Source organism: Labrys sedimenti (genome assembly GCF_034424805.1).
Lineage (GTDB): Bacteria > Pseudomonadota > Alphaproteobacteria > Rhizobiales > Labraceae > Labrys > Labrys sedimenti.
In genome coordinates this window covers 428,029-444,376 of record NZ_JAXOUF010000002.1, presented here as the reverse complement: position 1 = coordinate 444,376, position 16,348 = coordinate 428,029, and the positions used below count along the sequence as shown (strand labels likewise).

General features: G+C 66.6%; 16 protein-coding genes. 11 read left to right on the top strand and 5 right to left on the bottom strand.

Annotation, left to right across the window (positions count from 1 at the left end; genetic code table 11):
- Window positions 1-109: 109 nt before the first annotated feature.
- Window positions 110-1,375 carry a hypothetical protein gene (locus tag U1R88_RS08520; protein ID WP_322430857.1) on the top strand — a complete coding sequence of 422 codons (1,266 nt, stop codon included), beginning with the start codon at window positions 110-112 and terminating at the stop codon, window positions 1,373-1,375.
- On the opposite strand, the gene U1R88_RS08515 is transcribed toward U1R88_RS08520, so the two are convergent.
- From U1R88_RS08515 to U1R88_RS08505, 3 genes are read right to left on the bottom strand one after another with little or no spacing between them, the layout of a single operon-like run.
- Window positions 1,350-1,970 (bottom strand): hypothetical protein, encoded by a 621-nt coding sequence (locus tag U1R88_RS08515; protein WP_322430856.1) that lies wholly within the window; start codon window positions 1,968-1,970, stop codon window positions 1,350-1,352. The genes U1R88_RS08520 and U1R88_RS08515 overlap by 26 nt on opposite strands.
- Window positions 1,957-2,520 carry a hypothetical protein gene (locus U1R88_RS08510; protein WP_322430855.1) on the bottom strand — a complete coding sequence of 188 codons (564 nt, stop codon included), beginning with the start codon at window positions 2,518-2,520 and terminating at the stop codon, window positions 1,957-1,959. The genes U1R88_RS08515 and U1R88_RS08510 overlap by 14 nt, the downstream gene beginning before the upstream one ends.
- The gene (locus tag U1R88_RS08505; RefSeq protein ID WP_322430854.1) at window positions 2,517-3,125 is read right to left on the bottom strand and encodes a hypothetical protein; all 609 of its coding nucleotides are present in this window, start codon (window positions 3,123-3,125) and stop codon (window positions 2,517-2,519) included. The genes U1R88_RS08510 and U1R88_RS08505 overlap by 4 nt, the downstream gene beginning before the upstream one ends.
- Window positions 3,126-3,298: 173 nt before the next feature.
- Between U1R88_RS08505 and U1R88_RS08500 the strand changes: the two genes are divergently transcribed.
- Together U1R88_RS08500 and U1R88_RS08495 are read left to right on the top strand one after the other, a co-directional pair.
- Window positions 3,299-4,951 (top strand): FAD-binding dehydrogenase, encoded by a 1,653-nt coding sequence (locus U1R88_RS08500; RefSeq protein WP_322430853.1) that lies wholly within the window; start codon window positions 3,299-3,301, stop codon window positions 4,949-4,951.
- Between the two features lie 82 nt (window positions 4,952-5,033).
- The gene (locus U1R88_RS08495; RefSeq protein WP_322430852.1) at window positions 5,034-5,348 is read left to right on the top strand and encodes a DUF6665 family protein; all 315 of its coding nucleotides are present in this window, start codon (window positions 5,034-5,036) and stop codon (window positions 5,346-5,348) included.
- 25 nt (window positions 5,349-5,373) lie between these two features.
- Here the strand turns inward: U1R88_RS08495 and U1R88_RS08490 are convergent, their stop codons facing one another.
- Window positions 5,374-6,069, bottom strand: coding sequence for a GntR family transcriptional regulator (locus tag U1R88_RS08490; protein WP_322430851.1), 696 nt, complete (start codon window positions 6,067-6,069; stop codon window positions 5,374-5,376).
- A 420-nt stretch (window positions 6,070-6,489) separates the two neighbouring features.
- Here U1R88_RS08490 and U1R88_RS08485 point away from each other — a divergent pair, with 420 nt between their 5' ends.
- The 8 genes from U1R88_RS08485 (at window position 6,490) to U1R88_RS08450 (ending at window position 14,968) form a co-directional block, all read left to right on the top strand.
- Window positions 6,490-7,224: a DUF969 domain-containing protein gene (locus U1R88_RS08485; RefSeq protein ID WP_322430850.1), complete on the top strand. Its 735-nt coding sequence runs from the start codon at window positions 6,490-6,492 to the stop codon at window positions 7,222-7,224.
- Window position 7,225: 1 nt separating this feature from the next.
- Window positions 7,226-8,179, top strand: coding sequence for a DUF979 domain-containing protein (locus U1R88_RS08480; RefSeq protein WP_322430849.1), 954 nt, complete (start codon window positions 7,226-7,228; stop codon window positions 8,177-8,179).
- A gap of 124 nt (window positions 8,180-8,303) precedes the next feature.
- Window positions 8,304-8,987: a pyroglutamyl-peptidase I gene (gene pcp, locus U1R88_RS08475; RefSeq protein ID WP_322430848.1), complete on the top strand. Its 684-nt coding sequence runs from the start codon at window positions 8,304-8,306 to the stop codon at window positions 8,985-8,987.
- Between the two features lie 47 nt (window positions 8,988-9,034).
- Window positions 9,035-9,811, top strand: a complete 777-nt coding sequence (locus U1R88_RS08470; RefSeq protein WP_322430847.1) for a LamB/YcsF family protein — start codon at window positions 9,035-9,037, stop codon at window positions 9,809-9,811.
- Window positions 9,811-11,448, top strand: a complete 1,638-nt coding sequence (locus U1R88_RS08465) for a 5-oxoprolinase subunit B/C family protein (RefSeq protein ID WP_322430846.1) — start codon at window positions 9,811-9,813, stop codon at window positions 11,446-11,448. Before U1R88_RS08470 ends, U1R88_RS08465 begins: the two co-directional genes overlap by 1 nt.
- Before the next feature lie 5 nt (window positions 11,449-11,453).
- Entirely contained in the window at window positions 11,454-13,178 is a 1,725-nt protein-coding gene (locus U1R88_RS08460; protein ID WP_322431359.1) for an acetyl/propionyl/methylcrotonyl-CoA carboxylase subunit alpha, read from the top strand.
- A gap of 51 nt (window positions 13,179-13,229) precedes the next feature.
- Window positions 13,230-13,901, top strand: a complete 672-nt coding sequence (locus U1R88_RS08455) for a spermidine synthase (RefSeq protein ID WP_322430845.1) — start codon at window positions 13,230-13,232, stop codon at window positions 13,899-13,901.
- A 161-nt stretch (window positions 13,902-14,062) separates the two neighbouring features.
- Window positions 14,063-14,968, top strand: a complete 906-nt coding sequence (locus tag U1R88_RS08450) for a S1C family serine protease (RefSeq protein WP_322430844.1) — start codon at window positions 14,063-14,065, stop codon at window positions 14,966-14,968.
- Between the two features lie 217 nt (window positions 14,969-15,185).
- Here the strand turns inward: U1R88_RS08450 and yghU are convergent, their stop codons facing one another.
- A complete protein-coding gene (gene yghU / locus U1R88_RS08445; RefSeq protein ID WP_322430843.1) occupies window positions 15,186-16,061 on the bottom strand; it encodes a glutathione-dependent disulfide-bond oxidoreductase in 876 nt (291 codons plus the stop codon).
- Between the last annotated feature and the right edge of the window lie 287 nt (window positions 16,062-16,348).

Genomic DNA, 16,348 nt, shown 5'->3' with positions numbered 1-16,348 from the left:
GAACGATCGACCTGGCTCTCATCTGGTCCATCGTACTTTCGATTGCTATGGTCCGCACCGAAATCCGGCGCCGCAACCGCGCTGCCACCAGCAGAAGGCCTCCAGCACATTGTCGGCGTTCACCCGTCTCCTTTCCACCTGGATGGTCCTGCTCTGGCGCTATTGGCCGCAATTGATGGCAATCTGGCTGATCGGCATGCTGGCCGAGGACGTGCTGACCGAGATCGCCGTGCGCATCGGCTTCCTCAATCGCCTGGCTGGCCTCTCGACGCTTACGCTGGTGGTTCTGGTCAAGCTGGTGGTGATCGTCGCCTTGTTCGAACTCGTCCGGCCGGGATTGCCTTCCCTGCAGGCGGCGGCAAGGGCGGCCGAATCACCGGAGAGCCAACCTCGGGAGGGCGGGCCTGCCGGCTTCACCATGGCCCTGTCACTGGCCCTGGTGCCGTTCTTCGCCTTCTATGCGGCCTGGGGTTTCCTCAGCGATACGATACGTGAATATTCCAAGCTTGCCCTCGATCTGACTCCCTTTGGCGAGAATGCCCGCATTCTCGAAGTCAGCGGCGGCGGGCTGCTGTTGTTGCTGGTGGCGATTGCCTGGCTGGTGAGGCTCGGTGCCAAATATATGCACAAGCGCTCCAAGCGCGTGCTCTGGCCTTTCCTGATCGTGGTGTGTGAAGCCAATTGGGCCTTTATCGCGCTCTATGTGCTGCAGGCCTGGCATGACAAGATCATGGCCTGGATTGCCCGTCTGCCGGAATTCCTGAACCCCTCGCTGTTATCGGCCGCTCGCGCGGCAAGCGTCGCCCCGCCCGTCGAGGCCGCGTCTGCCTCCTGGTGGGACATGCTGTCGGCCCTGTTCTCCTATGCGCTCTACCCCGCTGTCTGGCTGACCCTGGCAGCACTGGTCTACGGCTATGACATCGGGCGGACGGGAGCTTCCGCACAGGGCCGCTGGAGCAGGGCGATCGCACGCTGGGACGGGCTCCCCAAGTTCCTGCGCGATTTTCTCACCCATTTCGTGGCCGGTACGGCCAGGCGCTATCGCGCGCTGGCGGAGGGTGTCGGCCTGACATTCGGCACGGGTCTCAGCCTGATCGTCGTCGTTCTCGTCGCCTTCCGTCTCCTAGACTGGGGCTCGGCTTGGGCCTGGTACGGCGCCACGCGCCTGATAGGTCCTCATGAGATCGGCCTGTGGCAGATCATCGCCCACGGCCTCTCCATCCTGCTGGGCAGTCCGAGCGCACCCGGCAGCGGCGCCCTGATCATGCCCCTGAAGATCACGTTGCTCGCCGCTGGGCTGGAAACGGGCTTTGCCCAGGGCCGACAATGGCGCAGCGCGCGCCGGCCGATCAGCGCGGTTCCAGTTGGAAGTTGAGGGCGTCCGGCAGGGCCGAACGGAAGGAAAGCCGCACGGAAAGGTCCGAAGCGACCTTGGACGGAAGCAGGAACTTCTCCTCGACCAGCGTCGGCTGGCCATCGAGGCCGATGGAACGGGCGGCCTCGAAACACCCCGCCACGGGCGTCGCCGTGGGCTCCAGCGCGCGGCTGATGTCGCGGGACAACACGAAGGACAACGGGCTCCAGCGCTGCCCCCGGCCATCGAGCAGGGTCAGGCTGCAGCCCAGCCAGATGGCCTGCCGCTGCGCCTCATCGACGATCTTCTCCTCGGGCACCGCCTTGAGACGGACGATGAGAAGCCTGCGATCCTTCGGCAAGGGCAGGCGCGTACCCTCGCCGCTATCGGCGAACCGGGCCGAAACAAGCGACCAGTCGGCACGCGCATAGAGGGCAGCCTCCCTGGGCTTGACCGTGGTGATGCGCAATTCGTGCGAGGCGACATAGTCCATGATGTCGACCCGGGCACCGAAGGCAAAGACGGCCAGCAGGAGCAGGGGTATCGCGATCAGGCTGCGCCAGTACCAGCGCGAGGCGGGCCGGCTTTCCGGGCGTGCCTGCTCAGAGGGGGTCACGGCCGATCTCCAGGACGGTGCGACGGATGGCGGAACCTTCGTTGAGGGAGATGGCGAGTTGGGCTGTAAGCCGCGGAAAGGCCTCCCGCGAAATCACCAATTCCGCACCTGCGAGTTCGTCGGCCGGCAGCTCGAATATGAAGAGGCCCGGCTGCTGCAGGCCCGGCTGCAATTCCTTGCCGGACAGCAATTGGGACATGCCGTCCACCCGCGGGCTCTGCATATAGGTCCGCCCGCTGGCCCCGCGAAGCGAAACGCCCGCCAGCATGAGTGTGCGATTGGTGGCGGACGCATCCGCAGTGACCACGGCCCAGACGCCGCCGGTGCTGCGTTCGACCTTCTTGCCATAGCGCTGGAAGACCAGCAGTTCCGAGAGGATGAGCTTGTCGACTTTCAGGCTGAACCCTGCGGCTTGAGCAAGTGCTCCCTGTCTGCCCGACGTCTCGATCGGCCCGGTGAGGACGGCATAGCCAGGTGTCGTCCAGCGCAGCAGCGCCAGCAGGACGATGCCCGTCAGCACGATCATCACGGTGATGGCGGCATTCTTCATCCCGGAGCCCCAGCGGCATCGAGGGGCACGCTCACGCGGGCGACATCATGCGGATTGAACCAGCCCGGCGCTCCATAGAGATTGTCCTTCGGCTTGAAGGTCACACCGGCGACGGTGAGCTCCAGCGTCTTGGGCAAGGCGGCATCGGCCGGCAGGGTCCAGACGGCCTGCAGGCGCTCCGGCAGGCGGGGCTGCAGCGCCATCAGCCGCTCCCTGTCCCGGACGAGGTAGAAATCAGGCCCTTCGGCGCCAGCGACATTGGCGAGCTTCAGGATACCGGTTACGGCATTGGAGGTGCCTTCGGTGCGGTTGGCAAGCGTGAGTTCGAGCACCACCGCGCGGCGGCCAGCCTTGACCGGGCGGCCATCCGGCAGCACCGAGGCCGGGGCGGCCGCGTTCAGCGTGACGAGCCAGCGCCCCGCCTCGATCGTCTGTCCGGCCGCCCTGTTCGGCACTTGGTCGGGATTGCGCAGCTGATAGAGCGAGGCGCCCAGCGAAATCGCGGCGGCTGCAAACCCGCCGATGCCGGTCAGCACCTTCGTCTTGAGGCTCTGGCGCGATAATCCTGCGCGCAGCTTCGACAATGTCCCATTCGCATCGGCCATGAAACCGACTTAGTCGCTGAACGCCGCCCGGGCAAGATGCCGCAGGCGGGGACGACATCGCACCCACGCGCAATTTCTGCATCATGCCCGTGTCGCGATCGTCACATTCACCGGGTTCTGCCACTGGGGCATTCATTGCATGATGCCTGACATCGCGAGTCGCGGGAGAGGCCATGGCCGACGCGGATGCCATTGTCGTAGGGGCGGGCCTGGCCGGGCTGGTCGCGGCCGCCGAGCTCACCGCCGCCGGCAAGCGGGTCATCCTGCTCGACCAGGAGCCTCGCCAGAATCTGGGCGGCCAGGCCTTCTGGTCGCTCGGCGGGCTCTTTTTGGTCGACAGCCCCGAGCAGCGTCGCCTTGGCATCAAGGACAGTTTCGAGCTCGCCTTGCAGGATTGGCTCGGCACGGCCGGCTTCGACCGCGAGGAGGATTACTGGCCGCGACGCTGGGCGGAGGCCTATCTCGCCTTCGCCGCCGGCGAGAAACGCGCCTGGCTGCGCGCGATGGGGCATCGGATCTTCCCGGTCGTCGGCTGGGCCGAGCGGGGTGGCGGCAGCGCCGGCGGCCCGGGCAATTCGGTGCCGCGCTTCCACCTCACCTGGGGCACCGGCCCGGGCGTGGTCGAGCCGTTCGAACGGCTCGCCTTGGCAGCCGAGGCGGAAGGCCTGCTCGCGCTACGGTTCCGCCACCGCGTCGACGGCCTGATCCACGCGGGTGGGGCGATCGCCGGCGTGGAAGGCAGCCTGCTTGCGCCCAGCAACGCGCCACGCGGGGCCGCCACCTCGCGCGAGGTGGTGGGTCACTTTTCCCTGACTGCGCCGGTGACGATCATCGCCAGCGGCGGCATCGGCGGCGACCTCGAGCTGGTACGCCGTCATTGGCCGCGGCGGCTCGGCCAGCCGCCAAAGACGATGGTCACCGGCGTCCCAGCCTATGTCGACGGGCGCATGCTCGCCATTGCGGCACAGGCGGGAGCGCGGCTGATCAATCGCGACCGCATGTGGCACTATGTCGAAGGCCTCAGGAACTGGGATCCGATCTGGCCCGGCCACGGCATCCGCATCCTCCCCGGCCCCTCCTCGCTCTGGCTCGACGCGCGCGGCAATCGCCTTCCCGGCCCGCTCTATCCGGGCTTCGACACGCTGGGAGCGCTGGCTCACCTGCGCGCTACCGGCTTCGACCATAGCTGGTTCATCCTGACCCAGAGCATCATCCGCAAGGAATTCGCGCTCTCGGGCTCGGAGCAGAACCCAGACCTCACCGGCCGCAACTGGAAATTGACGCTGCGTCGCGCCATCGGGCGGCGGGCGACCGGGCCGGTGGAAGCCTTCAAGCAGCATGGCGCCGATTTCGTGGTGGCCGACGACCTGGAACGTCTCGTCGCCGGCATGAACGCCCTGACGCAGGAGCCCCTGCTCGACCCCGCCGCGATACGGCAGTTGATCGAGGCACGCGACCGCGACCTCGCCAACCGCTTCGGGAAGGACGGTCAGATCATGGCCATCCGCAATGCCCGCCATTATCTCGGCGACCGGCTGATCCGTACCGCGCGGCCGCACGCCTTGCTCGATCACGCCCACGGCCCGCTGATCGCAGTCAAGCTCAACATCCTCACGCGCAAGACGCTGGGCGGCCTGGAAACCGATCTCGACGGCCGGGTCTTCGGCGGGGACCTTGCTCCCCTGCCCGGCCTCTATGCCGTTGGCGAAGCCGCCGGCTTCGGCGGCGGCGGCATGCATGGCTATCGGGCGCTGGAAGGTTCCTTTCTCGGCGGTTGCCTGTTCAGCGGGCGGCAGGCCGGACGGGCGGCGGCTGCAGCACTGTAGCCGCGCCCCGCAGCCGCTACGGGCGCAGGCTTCTCGCCAAGACGATATCGACAAGCGTTCCAGGCAGCGGCAGTATGTCGGCATGAGCGTCCGCCTGCCCCAGAATTTCTCCCCTGCCACCGCCCGCTCGGCCCTCGACGTCCTCGGCGCCGAGATCCGCGTGGAGAAGGCCGCCTCGCTGGAACGGGCGGGTGAGGCCGCCGGCCAGGCCATGGCCGCCCTGCACGCGGCGGCAACCGAGGACCCCGCCCGCTCCCGCCTGCTGGCCGACGCCGTCGACGCGGTCTATGGTTATTTCATCCAGCGAGAGCTGATGGGCATGGCTTCCCATGGCGGTGTCATCCGCGAGCTCAGGATCCCGCCCGAAGTGCTGGTCAGGCTGGGCGTCAGGCGCTGACACGGTCCATCGAGAAGCGGACGTCCTACAATTCCCCGATGCTGCCATCCGCCATGCGCCGCGCATAGACCGCAAGGACCAGGCGTTCGGAATGGATGAGATAGTCGCCGAGCAAGGCGGCCGCCCTGTCGAACTGCCCCGCTTCGGCCAGTTCGAGAATGGCAAGGTTCTTGTCGACGAAGGGAGCGTGCAGGAATTCGGCATCCTGCAGCATGCCGAAGGCGAGCCGCAGCTCCGCCAGAACCTGGGCGAAGAGCAGGTTCAGCCTTTCGCTGTCGGCCAGTTCCACGACGGCCATATGAAAGGCCATGTTGGCCGTGCCCACCCCGGGCCAATCCTCCACCGTCCGGCAGCGCAGGGCTTCCTCGAAGGCATCGCGCATGCGCTTCTTGGCAGGATGGCGCGGATAGGCCTGGGCGAGGGCTTGGCATTCGATCAGGCGCCGGACGCGATAGATGTCGATGATCGAGGCGATGCTCGGCACCGCCACGAACACGCCGCGATTGGGAACGTGCCTGAGCAGGCCGTCCTTGGTCAGCACCCGGAAGACCTCGCGCAGCGTGTTGCGGGAAATGGCCAGATCGTCGCTGAGCGCCTGCTCCGACAGGCGCTGTCCGGGGCCGAATTCGCCCTGCGTGATCTTGCGTCGCAATTGCTCGGCCACACGCTCGCCGAGCGTCAGGGCGGATGAGGCCGGACGGGGATCACCCGGTTGCGTCATGGGCGGTGCCTCGTGCCATTGTCCAATCTTCACTCAACGTAGCCATTCCATCTGTCCATGACGACGAGCCGGATTGTAGGGCAATCCTCGGGATTCACAACGAAGCCCCTAGGGTCTCACGGTGACAAACGGCCTGGGCTGAAAAGAAGGCGTGCTGCCGGGCAGGCCACGTCCGCGCCTGAAGGGCGGAAACCCGGCTGCCACCCGGGCAGGACCCGGTCAAAAGGCATCGCTTAAGGTCCCGCGTTCCGATCGTTCGGAAGGCACCATCATATTGTTGAACAATAATTTATATACGTTCAATCAAAACTCTTGATCAAGGCATCAATTTCGATGATATTGCCGGTGGATCGGGCAATATCGCCCTACAAGAACCGATCACTTATCCAGACCATTCAATGTCCCCGGGGAGCGAACACCGTGCCTAGTGACATCAGCCTATGGCCCCTGATCGGCGTGGCCATCATCGTCGCGGGCTTCGTCCTGCGCTTCAATCCCATGCTCGTCGTGATCGTTGCCGCCATCGGCACGGCCCTCGCCGCGAGCTTCCCTCCGCAGCAGGTTCTCTCCGCCATCGGCACCGGCTTCCTGAAGACGCGCAATCTGGCGGTGATCCTGCTGCTGCCGCTCGCCGTGGTCGGCCTGCTCGAACGCCATGGCCTGCGCCAGCATGCCCAAGCCTGGATCAGCAGGATCCGTTCGGCGACATCGGGCCGCCTGCTTATCGTCTATCTCGCCGCCCGGCAGCTGACGGCAGCGGTGGGCCTGACCAGCCTCGGCGGGCATCCCCAGATGGTGCGCCCATTGATCGCCCCCATGGCGGAAGGCGCGGCCGAGGTCCGGCATGGCTCGCTCACCGAGCGGGTCCGCCATAAGCTCAGGGCCTTTGCCGCTGCCACCGACAATGTCGGCCTGTTCTTCGGCGAGGACATCTTCGTCGCCTTCGGCGCCATCGTCCTGATGACGACATTCCTCCGGGAAGCCGGCGTCGAGGTCGAGCCGCTTCATGTTGCCTTGTGGGGCATCCCGACGGCACTGACGGCCTTCGCCATCCATGCCTTCCGGCTGTCTCGCCTCGATGCGGCCATTGCCCGCGATCTAGCCGAGGCTCCGTCCGATGCCGGCCTGCGGCCTGAAGTGCAGTCGGAGGGCTGACATGATCCTCTCCCTTTCGCACCTGTTCTATCTAGTCGGGGCGATCCTGGCCGTCACCGCCGTGATGACCTTGGCCGACCGCAACCATCCCAAGCGCTTCAGCAGCGCCCTGTTCTGGGGCCTCTATGCACTGGCCTTTCTGATCGGGGACTTCCTGCCGCCGGCCGTGGTCGGCGTGGGCGTCGTCGTGCTGGCGCTGATTGCCGGGCTCGGCGGGGTCGGTGCCGGCCGTCACGACATTCCCAGCGTCGCCACAGCGGTGGCCAGTGCAAAACGGCTCGGCAACAAGCTGTTCGTACCGGCGCTTGCCATTCCGCTGCTGACCGTGGTGATCACGCTTTCGGGCCACTACGTCACCATCGGCGGCACGCCGCTGTTCGATCCCAAGAACACCACCCTGGTCGCCCTCGGCATCGCCTGCATCGTTGCGCTCGTCCTCGCCTGCTGGCTGACGCGCGAAACACCCGTCCAGGGCCTGCGCGAATCCCGCCGTCTCACCGATGCGCTCGGCTGGGCCCTGGTCCTGCCTCAGATGCTGGGCATGCTCGGCCTGGTCTTTTCCGATGCCGGTGTCGGCAAGGCGGTCGCCCACCTCACCACCAGCTATGTCAACATGGACCTTCGCCTAGTGGCGGTCGCTCTCTATGTCGTCGGCATGGCGCTGTTCACCGTGATCATGGGCAATGGCTTTGCCGCCTTTCCGGTGATGACGGGCGGTGTCGCCGTGCCGGTCCTGATCGGTGTCTATCATGGCAATCCGGCGGTGATCGCCGCCGTTGGCATGCTGTCGGGTTATTGCGGTACGCTGATGACCCCCATGGCCGCCAATTTCAACATCGTGCCGGCCGCTCTGCTGGAGATCGACAAGAATGCGGTGATCCGCGCCCAGATTCCGACGGCGCTGGCGCTGCTCGCCGCCAATGTCGTACTGCTCTATGTCCTGATGCCTCTCTAGAGCAAAACGCGCTCAAGTGTGGACGCTTATTTACTCTAACTCTCTGTTTCGACGCGTCTTTGCGATTCCAGGCGATTTCGTCAAATCGCAAAACACTCCAGGACATCATTCGCGGAAAGCAGCCATGAGCCCCAAAAAGCCGCCAGACCAGACGCCGCCAACCGTGTTGATCACCGGCTTCGAAGCGTTCGAAAACGATGAGACCAACGCTTCCTGGGAGGTTGCCCGGGCGTTGGATGGCTGGATCTGCGAGGGTGCCCTGGTCCGCGCGGTGCAATTGCCCTGCGTGTTCGGGGCCGCCATCGAGCGCTTGGACGAGGCCCTGAGGCAATGGCGGCCTCGCCTCGTCATCAGCCTCGGACAGGCGAGCGGACGCGCCGAGATCACGCCAGAGCGCGTGGCGATCAATCTCGACGATGCGCGCATTGCCGACAATGAGGGCCGCCAGCCGATCGATATCCCAGTGATATCGGGGGCGCCGGCTGCCTATTTCTCCTCGCTGCCGGTCAAAGCGATCGTGCGCGACCTCCGGTCGGCGGGCCTCCCGGCCTCGCTCTCCAACTCAGCCGGCACCTTCGTGTGCAATCATGTCTTCTTCGCCCTGATGCATCGGCTGGCGACGCACCGCCCACTTGCCGGCACGAGGGGCGGCTTCGTCCATATGCCCTGCCTGCCCGAGCATGCCGCGCGCCGGTCCGGGCTGCCAAGCCTGGGGCTGGCGACGCAGGTGGAGGCGATCAGGCACCTCACGCGCACCGCCCTCACCGTCCAGGACGACGTACGGGAGAGCGGCGGGCAGATCCATTGAGCCGCCAGGCAAGCCGGGCGGCGTGACGTCATCGGGAGCTTCGTGCCATGAACATCGATCTCAACAGCGATCTCGGCGAGAGCTTCGGCGCCTGGCGCATGGGCGACGACGAGGCGATGCTCACCATCGTCTCCAGCGCCAATGTCGCCTGCGGCTTTCACGCCGGCGATCCCACCGGCATCCTCGCCACGCTGCGGGCCGCCACGGCCAAGGGCGTGACCGTCGGCGCGCATATCGCCTACCCCGATCTCGGCGGCTTCGGACGGCGCAATATGGATGTCGCCGGCGAGGATCTCATCGCCGACACCATCTACCAGATCGGCGCTCTCAAGGGCCTGGCCACCGCCGCCGGCACCCGCGTGTCCTACGTCAAGCCGCATGGCGCCCTCTACAACACCATCGCCAAGGACCGGCGGCAGGCCGAGGCCATCATCGAGGGGATCCGGCAGATCGATCCGGGGCTCACTTTGGTAGCGCTGGCCGGCTCTCCCCTGATCGGCTGGGCCCGGGCCGCCGGCCTCACCGTGGTCGCCGAGGCCTTTGCGGACAGGGGCTATATGCCCGACGGCTCGCTGGTGTCGCGCCGCGAGCCCGGCGCGGTGCTGCACGATCCCAAAGAGGTGGCAGCACGCATGCTGCGCCTCGTCACCAAAGGCACGGTTCCCGCCATCGACGGCAGCGCGGTCCGCATCGAAGCGGATTCGATCTGCGTCCATGGCGACAGCCCCGGTGCCGTCGCCATGGCCCGCGAAATCCGAGCCTTGCTGGAACGGTCGGGGGTGGCCGTGCGCTCCTTCATGACGCCAGCGGACGGAGAGCCTTGATGCGCTTCCTGCCGGTCAATCTCGATGCCCTCATGGTGGAGTTGCCCGACCTGCCGCAGACCCTGGCCCTGCAGGCCTCCCTGCGCACCGAGCCCATCGCCGGCATCGAGGACATCGTGCCGGCGGCCAGGACCTTGCTGGTGCGCTATCGTCCGGCCGCCATCGCACAACGAGAGCTGATCAGCGCCATCAGCCGGCGTCGCCTCGATGCCAAGGTCGAGCAGAGCGGTACCCTGATCGAGATCCCGGTCCGTTATGACGGGGAGGATCTCGCCGAGGTCGCCGATCTCCTCAAGATTTCGGTCGAGGAGGTGATCCGGCGCCATACTGGCAGCGACTACACCGTGGCCTTTACCGGCTTCGCACCGGGCTTTGCCTATCTCAGCGGCGGCCATCCGAGCTTCGACCTGCCCCGGCGCGCCACGCCGCGTCCACGCCTGGCCGCAGGTTCCGTGGGTCTTGCCGGGCATTTCAGCGCCGTCTACCCGCAGGCCAGCCCCGGTGGCTGGCAGATCATCGGCGTGACGGACCTGCCGATGTGGGACCTTGCGCGCGAACGCCCCGCTCTGCTGCAGCCTGGCGACCGCGTACGTTTCGTCGAAGCCGGCAAAGGCAAGAGCCCTCACCCCCAACCCCACTCCCCACAGGGGAGAGGGGGGCAAGTGGCGCGATCTCCCCTCTCCCCTGTGGGGAGTAGGGCCGGGGGTGAGGGAGGCAACCCCGCCTCGCCCCTCTTCGACGTCGTCAAGCCAAGTCCCCAGATGCTGTTCCAGGATCTGGGCCGCCCCGGCCAAGCGCGGCAGGGCGTCAGCGTTTCCGGCGCGATGGACCGCGCTGCCCTGCGCAGCGCCAACCGGCTGGTCGGTAACCCCAGCCCATTGCCAGGCATCGAGATCGCCTATGGCGGTTGCGAACTCCTCTGCCTCGGCGAGACTGTGGTCGCCGTCACCGGCGCCGAGGGACCGCTCACCCTGACGACCGCCGTAGGGTCTGCCTACCCGGTGCCGCGCTACGCCGCCATTGCACTCACTGCCGGCGACAAGCTGCATTTCGGGGAGCCGCAGGCCGGCATGCGCTCCTACCTCGCCGTGCGCGGCGGCTTCGCCGTTGCCCCGGTACTGGGCAGCGCCGCCACCGATACGCTGGCCCAGATCGGGCCGCCGGCCATTACAGTCGGCGACCACCTGCGCGCGCTCGCGCCATCCTTCGGTGCCGTGACGGGGCTGCCGGACGTCCAGCCCACGCTGCCAAAGCCGGGTGAACCCGTCATTCTCGACGTCGTCATGGGTCCGCGCTCCGACTGGATCTCCAAACAGGCTCTCGAGGACTTTGAGAGCCAATCCTGGTCGGTGACGCCCCAGTCCAACCGCATCGGCATCCGCCTCGCCGGCGAGCGGGCGCTGAAGCGCGCGCCGGCAAGCGAAGGCAAGGAACTGCCGAGCGAAGGCACGATCCAGGGCTCGATCCAGGTACCGCCGTCGGGGCAGCCAGTACTGTTCCTCGCCGATCATCCGTTGACCGGCGGCTATCCCGTCATCGCCGCCGTCGCCCCGTACCATCTCGATCGCGCCGGCCAGATTCCCATCGGAGCGCAGATCCGTTTCCGGCCGATCACCCAGTTTCCAGGGGGACTATAATGCCCATCAAGAAGGTCCTGATCGCCAACCGGGGCGAGATTGCCGTGCGCGTGATACGGGCCTGCGCCGACCATCGCGTCGCCTCCGTCGCCGTCTACGCCGATGCCGACATCGACGCCCTGCATGCCCGCATGGCGGACGAGGCCTATGGCCTGGGTGGCGACAAGCCGGCCGAAACCTATCTCGACATCGACAAGCTCATTGCCATCGCCCGTCGCAGCGGCGCCGACGCCGTGCATCCGGGCTATGGCTTCCTCTCCGAACGCGCCACCTTTGCGCAGGCCGTGATCGATGCCGGACTGACCTGGATCGGCCCGCCTCCGTCCGCCATCGAGCAATTGGGCGACAAGGTGCAGGCGCGCAAGCTCGCCTTGGCGGTCGGCGCCCCCCTGGTTGCCGGCACCGCCGATCCGGTGAGCGGCCCCGAGGAAGTCCTCGCTTTTGCCGAGCAGCATGGCCTGCCAATCGCCATCAAGGCCGCCTTCGGCGGCGGCGGGCGCGGGCTGAAGGTCGCCTGGCGCATGGACGAGGTCGCCGAGCTCTATGACTCGGCCGTGCGCGAGGCGGTGACCGCCTTCGGGCGCGGCGAATGCTTCGTCGAGCAATATCTCGACCGCCCCCGCCATATCGAGGCGCAGGTGATCGCCGACAGCCATGGCCATGTCGTGGTGCTCGGCACCCGAGACTGCTCGCTGCAACGCCGCAACCAGAAGCTGGTGGAAGAAGCGCCGGCCCCCTTCCTGAGCGACGAGCAGCGCGCCCGCATTCACCAGGCCGCGCACGATATCTGCGCCAAGGCCGGCTATGTCAGCGCCGGCACGGTGGAGTTCCTCTTGAGCGCCTCGGGCGCAATCTCCTTCCTGGAGGTCAATACCCGCCTGCAGGTGGAGCATCCGGTGACGGAGGAGACCGCCGGCATCGATCTGGTGGTCGAGCAGTTGCGCGTCGCCGATGGCCATCCCCTCGGCATCACCGAGACACCGGCGCCGCGAGGCCACGCCCTGGAGTTCCGCATCAATGCCGAGGATGTCGGGCGCGGCTTCCTGCCGACCCCGGGTCTCGTCACCGCCTTCGAGCCGCCCTCCGGCCCGGGCATCCGCCTGGATACCGGCGTCGCGACCGGCTCGACCATCCCCGGCAACTTCGATTCCCTGATGGCCAAGCTCATCGTCACCGGTGCGACGCGAGGTGAGGCCATCGCACGCGCCCGGCGCGCCCTCGCCGAGTTCCGCATCGAGGGGGTCGCCTCGGTGCTGCCCTTCCATCGCACGGTGATCGGCCATACCGACTTTGCGGGCGAGCGGGATTTCAAGATTCATACCCGCTGGATCGAGACCGACTTTGCCGCCACCCTTGCAGCCGCCACGCGGCCGGAACCGCTGCCGGCGGCGGCATTGCTGCGCACCGCCGTGGAGATCGACGGAAGGCGCGTCACCCTCGGCCTGCCCCCCGCCTTGCTGGGCGGCCTTCAGGCCGTGCCATCAGCGGCGCCGGCCGCGGCGGCACCAGCCGAGGCTCCGCCCGATGCGGTGGTCGCGCCGATGGCCGGCACGCTGCGCTCCTGGCAAGTGGAAGACGGCGCCGAAGTCGCGGAGGGCGATGTCGTCGCTGTGATGGAAGCGATGAAGATGGAAATGCAGGTCAAGGCCCATCGGGCCGGAAAGCTGGCGCAGGAGACCGAAGCCGGCGCCACCGTTACCGCCGGCATGGTGTTGGCGCGCATTGGATAGGAGAACGATCTATAAGAAAGGCTATCCGCGCCTTTCTGGAAAGAGCCTGCCGTGATTCCCTGGAAACACCTCGACACCGCGACGATCCCCAATGGCGGCGGGGAACTGCGCCTCAAGCAGCGCGGCAGCGAATTCTCGATCATGCTCGGCAGCAACGAGCTGATGAACAGCAGGTTGAGCGGCTCGGAAGAAGCGCTGGCAACGATGGCCGCCGAACGCCTGGCGGCGCGCAGGCATCCTCGCATCCTGATCGGTGGCCTCGGCATGGGCTTCACTTTGCGCGCCGCGCTGGCAAGTTTCCCGGACGATGCCGAGATCGTGGTCGCCGAACTGGTGCCAGCCGTCGTGACCTGGGCCCGGGGACCGATGGCCGAGATCTTCGCGGGCAGCCTCGATGATCGGCGCGTCAGCATCGAGCTCGGCGACGTCAACGGCGTGATCCGCGCCGGGCACCGCTTCGATGCGATCCTGCTCGACGTCGATAACGGCCCTGAAGGGCTGACCCATGCCGGCAATGACCGCCTCTACAGCCTGGAAGGCCTCGCGGCGGCCCGGGGAGCGCTGACGGCGGGCGGCCTGCTGGCCGTATGGTCGCAAGGCCCCTCTTCGGCCTTCGACAGGCGGCTGCGCCAGGCAGGCTTCGCGGTAGACGAGGTCCGCGTCCGAGCCAACAAGGGGCGAAGCGGCGCCCGGCATGTGATCTGGTTTGCCAAGAAAAGCTAACCGCGATCCGGCCGGCGGCCGGTCTCTTCACGATCGCCACTCTTGCCGCCTATGCTCTTGCAGCACGCCATCCGGCTGCATAACTCTAGATCTTCATTGCCCGCTTGGCGGGTATTGCGCATCCTACTTTGCTACGGGCGCTCTTTATCAAGATGAATGCCATGACACTTCGTTCGATCATGCGCTCGGTCGTGGCCGTGCGTGCCAAGATTCCACAGGACGCCTTCACCGCAACTGCGCTCGGCACCGAGCGGGAGGGCAGCGGGGTGGTCATCCGCGATGACGGGCTGGTGCTCACCATCGGCTATCTCGTTACCGAAGCCGACGAGATCTGGCTGACCACCCAGGATGGGCGCGTGGTTCCCGCCCATGTCGTGGCCTATGACCAAGCGACGGGCTTCGGCCTGGTACAGGCGCTCGGCCGGCTCGGCCTGCCGGCGCTGGGGCTCGGCAGCTCCGGCAAGGCGGCTGTCGGCGACGAGGCGGTGTTCGTCGACGGTACGGGGCGTCATGTCGACGCCCGTATCGTGGCCAAGCAGGAATTCGCCGGCTATTGGGAATATCTGCTCGACGAGGCGATCTTCATCGCGCCTGCCCACCCCGGCTGGGGAGGCGCGGCCCTGGTCGGCGAAGACGGCAGGCTTCTCGGCATCGGATCCCTGCTCCTGCAGATGGAACGCAGCGGCGAGGATTTAGATATCAACATGGTCGTGCCCATCGACCTCCTGCCCCCCATTCTCGACGATCTCCTGACACGAGGCCAGGTCGACCAGCCACCGCGCCCCTGGCTCGGTGCCTTCTCGGCCGAAAGCAATGGCAAGGTCGTGGTCGCCAGCGTGGCCAAGGGATCACCGGCCGCCAAGGCGGGGCTGAAGGCGGGCGACATCATCTCCGACATCCGCAACGAGGAAGTCCGGGGCCTCGCCGATTTCTATCGCAAGGTGTGGAGCGGCGGCCCGGCCGGCGTCGAGGTGCCGATGCGGGTCCTGCGCGATGGCCGGGAGAGCTGGCTGCGCGTCAAATCGGCCGATCGCAACGCCTTCCTGCGCAAGCCGCCTTTGCAGTGACGAGACAAAAGGTTGTCCTGGATCAGCATCGTCATTGCGAGCGCAGCGAAGCAATCCAGTGCTGGAAAACGTGGCGGCCGCGGCTCCTGGATTGCTTCGCTGCGCTCGCAATGACGCACGAGTCAAACATCGCCGCCGCTGGTATTATGCTTCATCCTGCTCGCGGACCCGGATCTGCGCCGCATCACTACGTGCTGCAGCGCGTCCGGGATGACCATCAGCCCGCGGCCTCCAGCTTGTCCTGGGTCCTGGTCTCGAAATCGCTGGCGTCATGGCGCTCACGCAATTGGCTCGACGGCTCGCCCGAGGTGCGGTTGACCATGCGCCCGCGCTGCACGGCCGGCCGCTGGAAGATCGCCTCGGCCCAGCGCTGCACATTCTTGTAGTCTTCGACCTGCAGGAACTCGGCCGCGCCATACTGCCAGCCTCTGGCGAGGCCGCCGTACCAGGGCCAGACGGCCATGTCGGCGATGGTGTAGTCGCTGCCGGCAAGATATTCGACCTCGCCCAGGCGACGGTCGAGCACGTCGAGCTGGCGCTTCACCTCCATGGCGAAACGGTCGATGGCATATTCGATCTTGGTCGGCGCATAGGCGTAGAAATGGCCGAAGCCGCCGCCGAGATAGGGCGCGCTCCCCATCTGCCAGAACAGCCAGGACATGCATTCGGCGCGGGTGGCCGGGTCCTTCGGCAGGAACTCGCCGAACTTCTCGGCGAGATAGAACAGGATCGAGCCGGATTCGAACACCCGGATCGGTTCGGGGCCGCTGCGGTCGAGTAAGGCCGGAATCTTGGAGTTCGGATTGACATCGACGAAGCCCGAGCCGAACTGGTCGCCCTTGCCGATCTCGATCAGCCAGGCATCATATTCGGCGCCCTTGTGGCCTTGAGCCAGCAATTCCTCCAGCATGATGGTGACCTTGACGCCGTTCGGCGTGCCCAGCGAATAGAGCTGGAGGGGATGGCGGCCGACCGGCAGCTCCTTGTCGTGGGTGGGGCCGGCGATCGGCCGGTTGATATTGGCGAACGCACCGCCATTCGCCTTGTTCCAGGTCCAGATCTTCGGGGGCGTGTAGTCGGACGAACCGGTCATTCTCGAACTCCAGGTCAGAGCCTATCAGTGAAAGGGCCAGCGAGTGCAGGGGCTGCCTTCATGGCAGATAGGGTGAGGCGGAAGCTCATGCTAGGGCAAGACAGGTGGCTCTCCCCCAGAAAATCCCGATCTCTCCTCCCCTCACCGCTTTATCCCGCGCGCAGAGCCTGCTATTCACGCCCGCATGACATATATGCTGCGCATTGCCCGAATTATCGTCCCGGCTTCCGCGTGCGGGCTCGGCTGAGCTCCGCGGAAGGTCCGGGTTTGCGCCGCTTTCCCTTTCC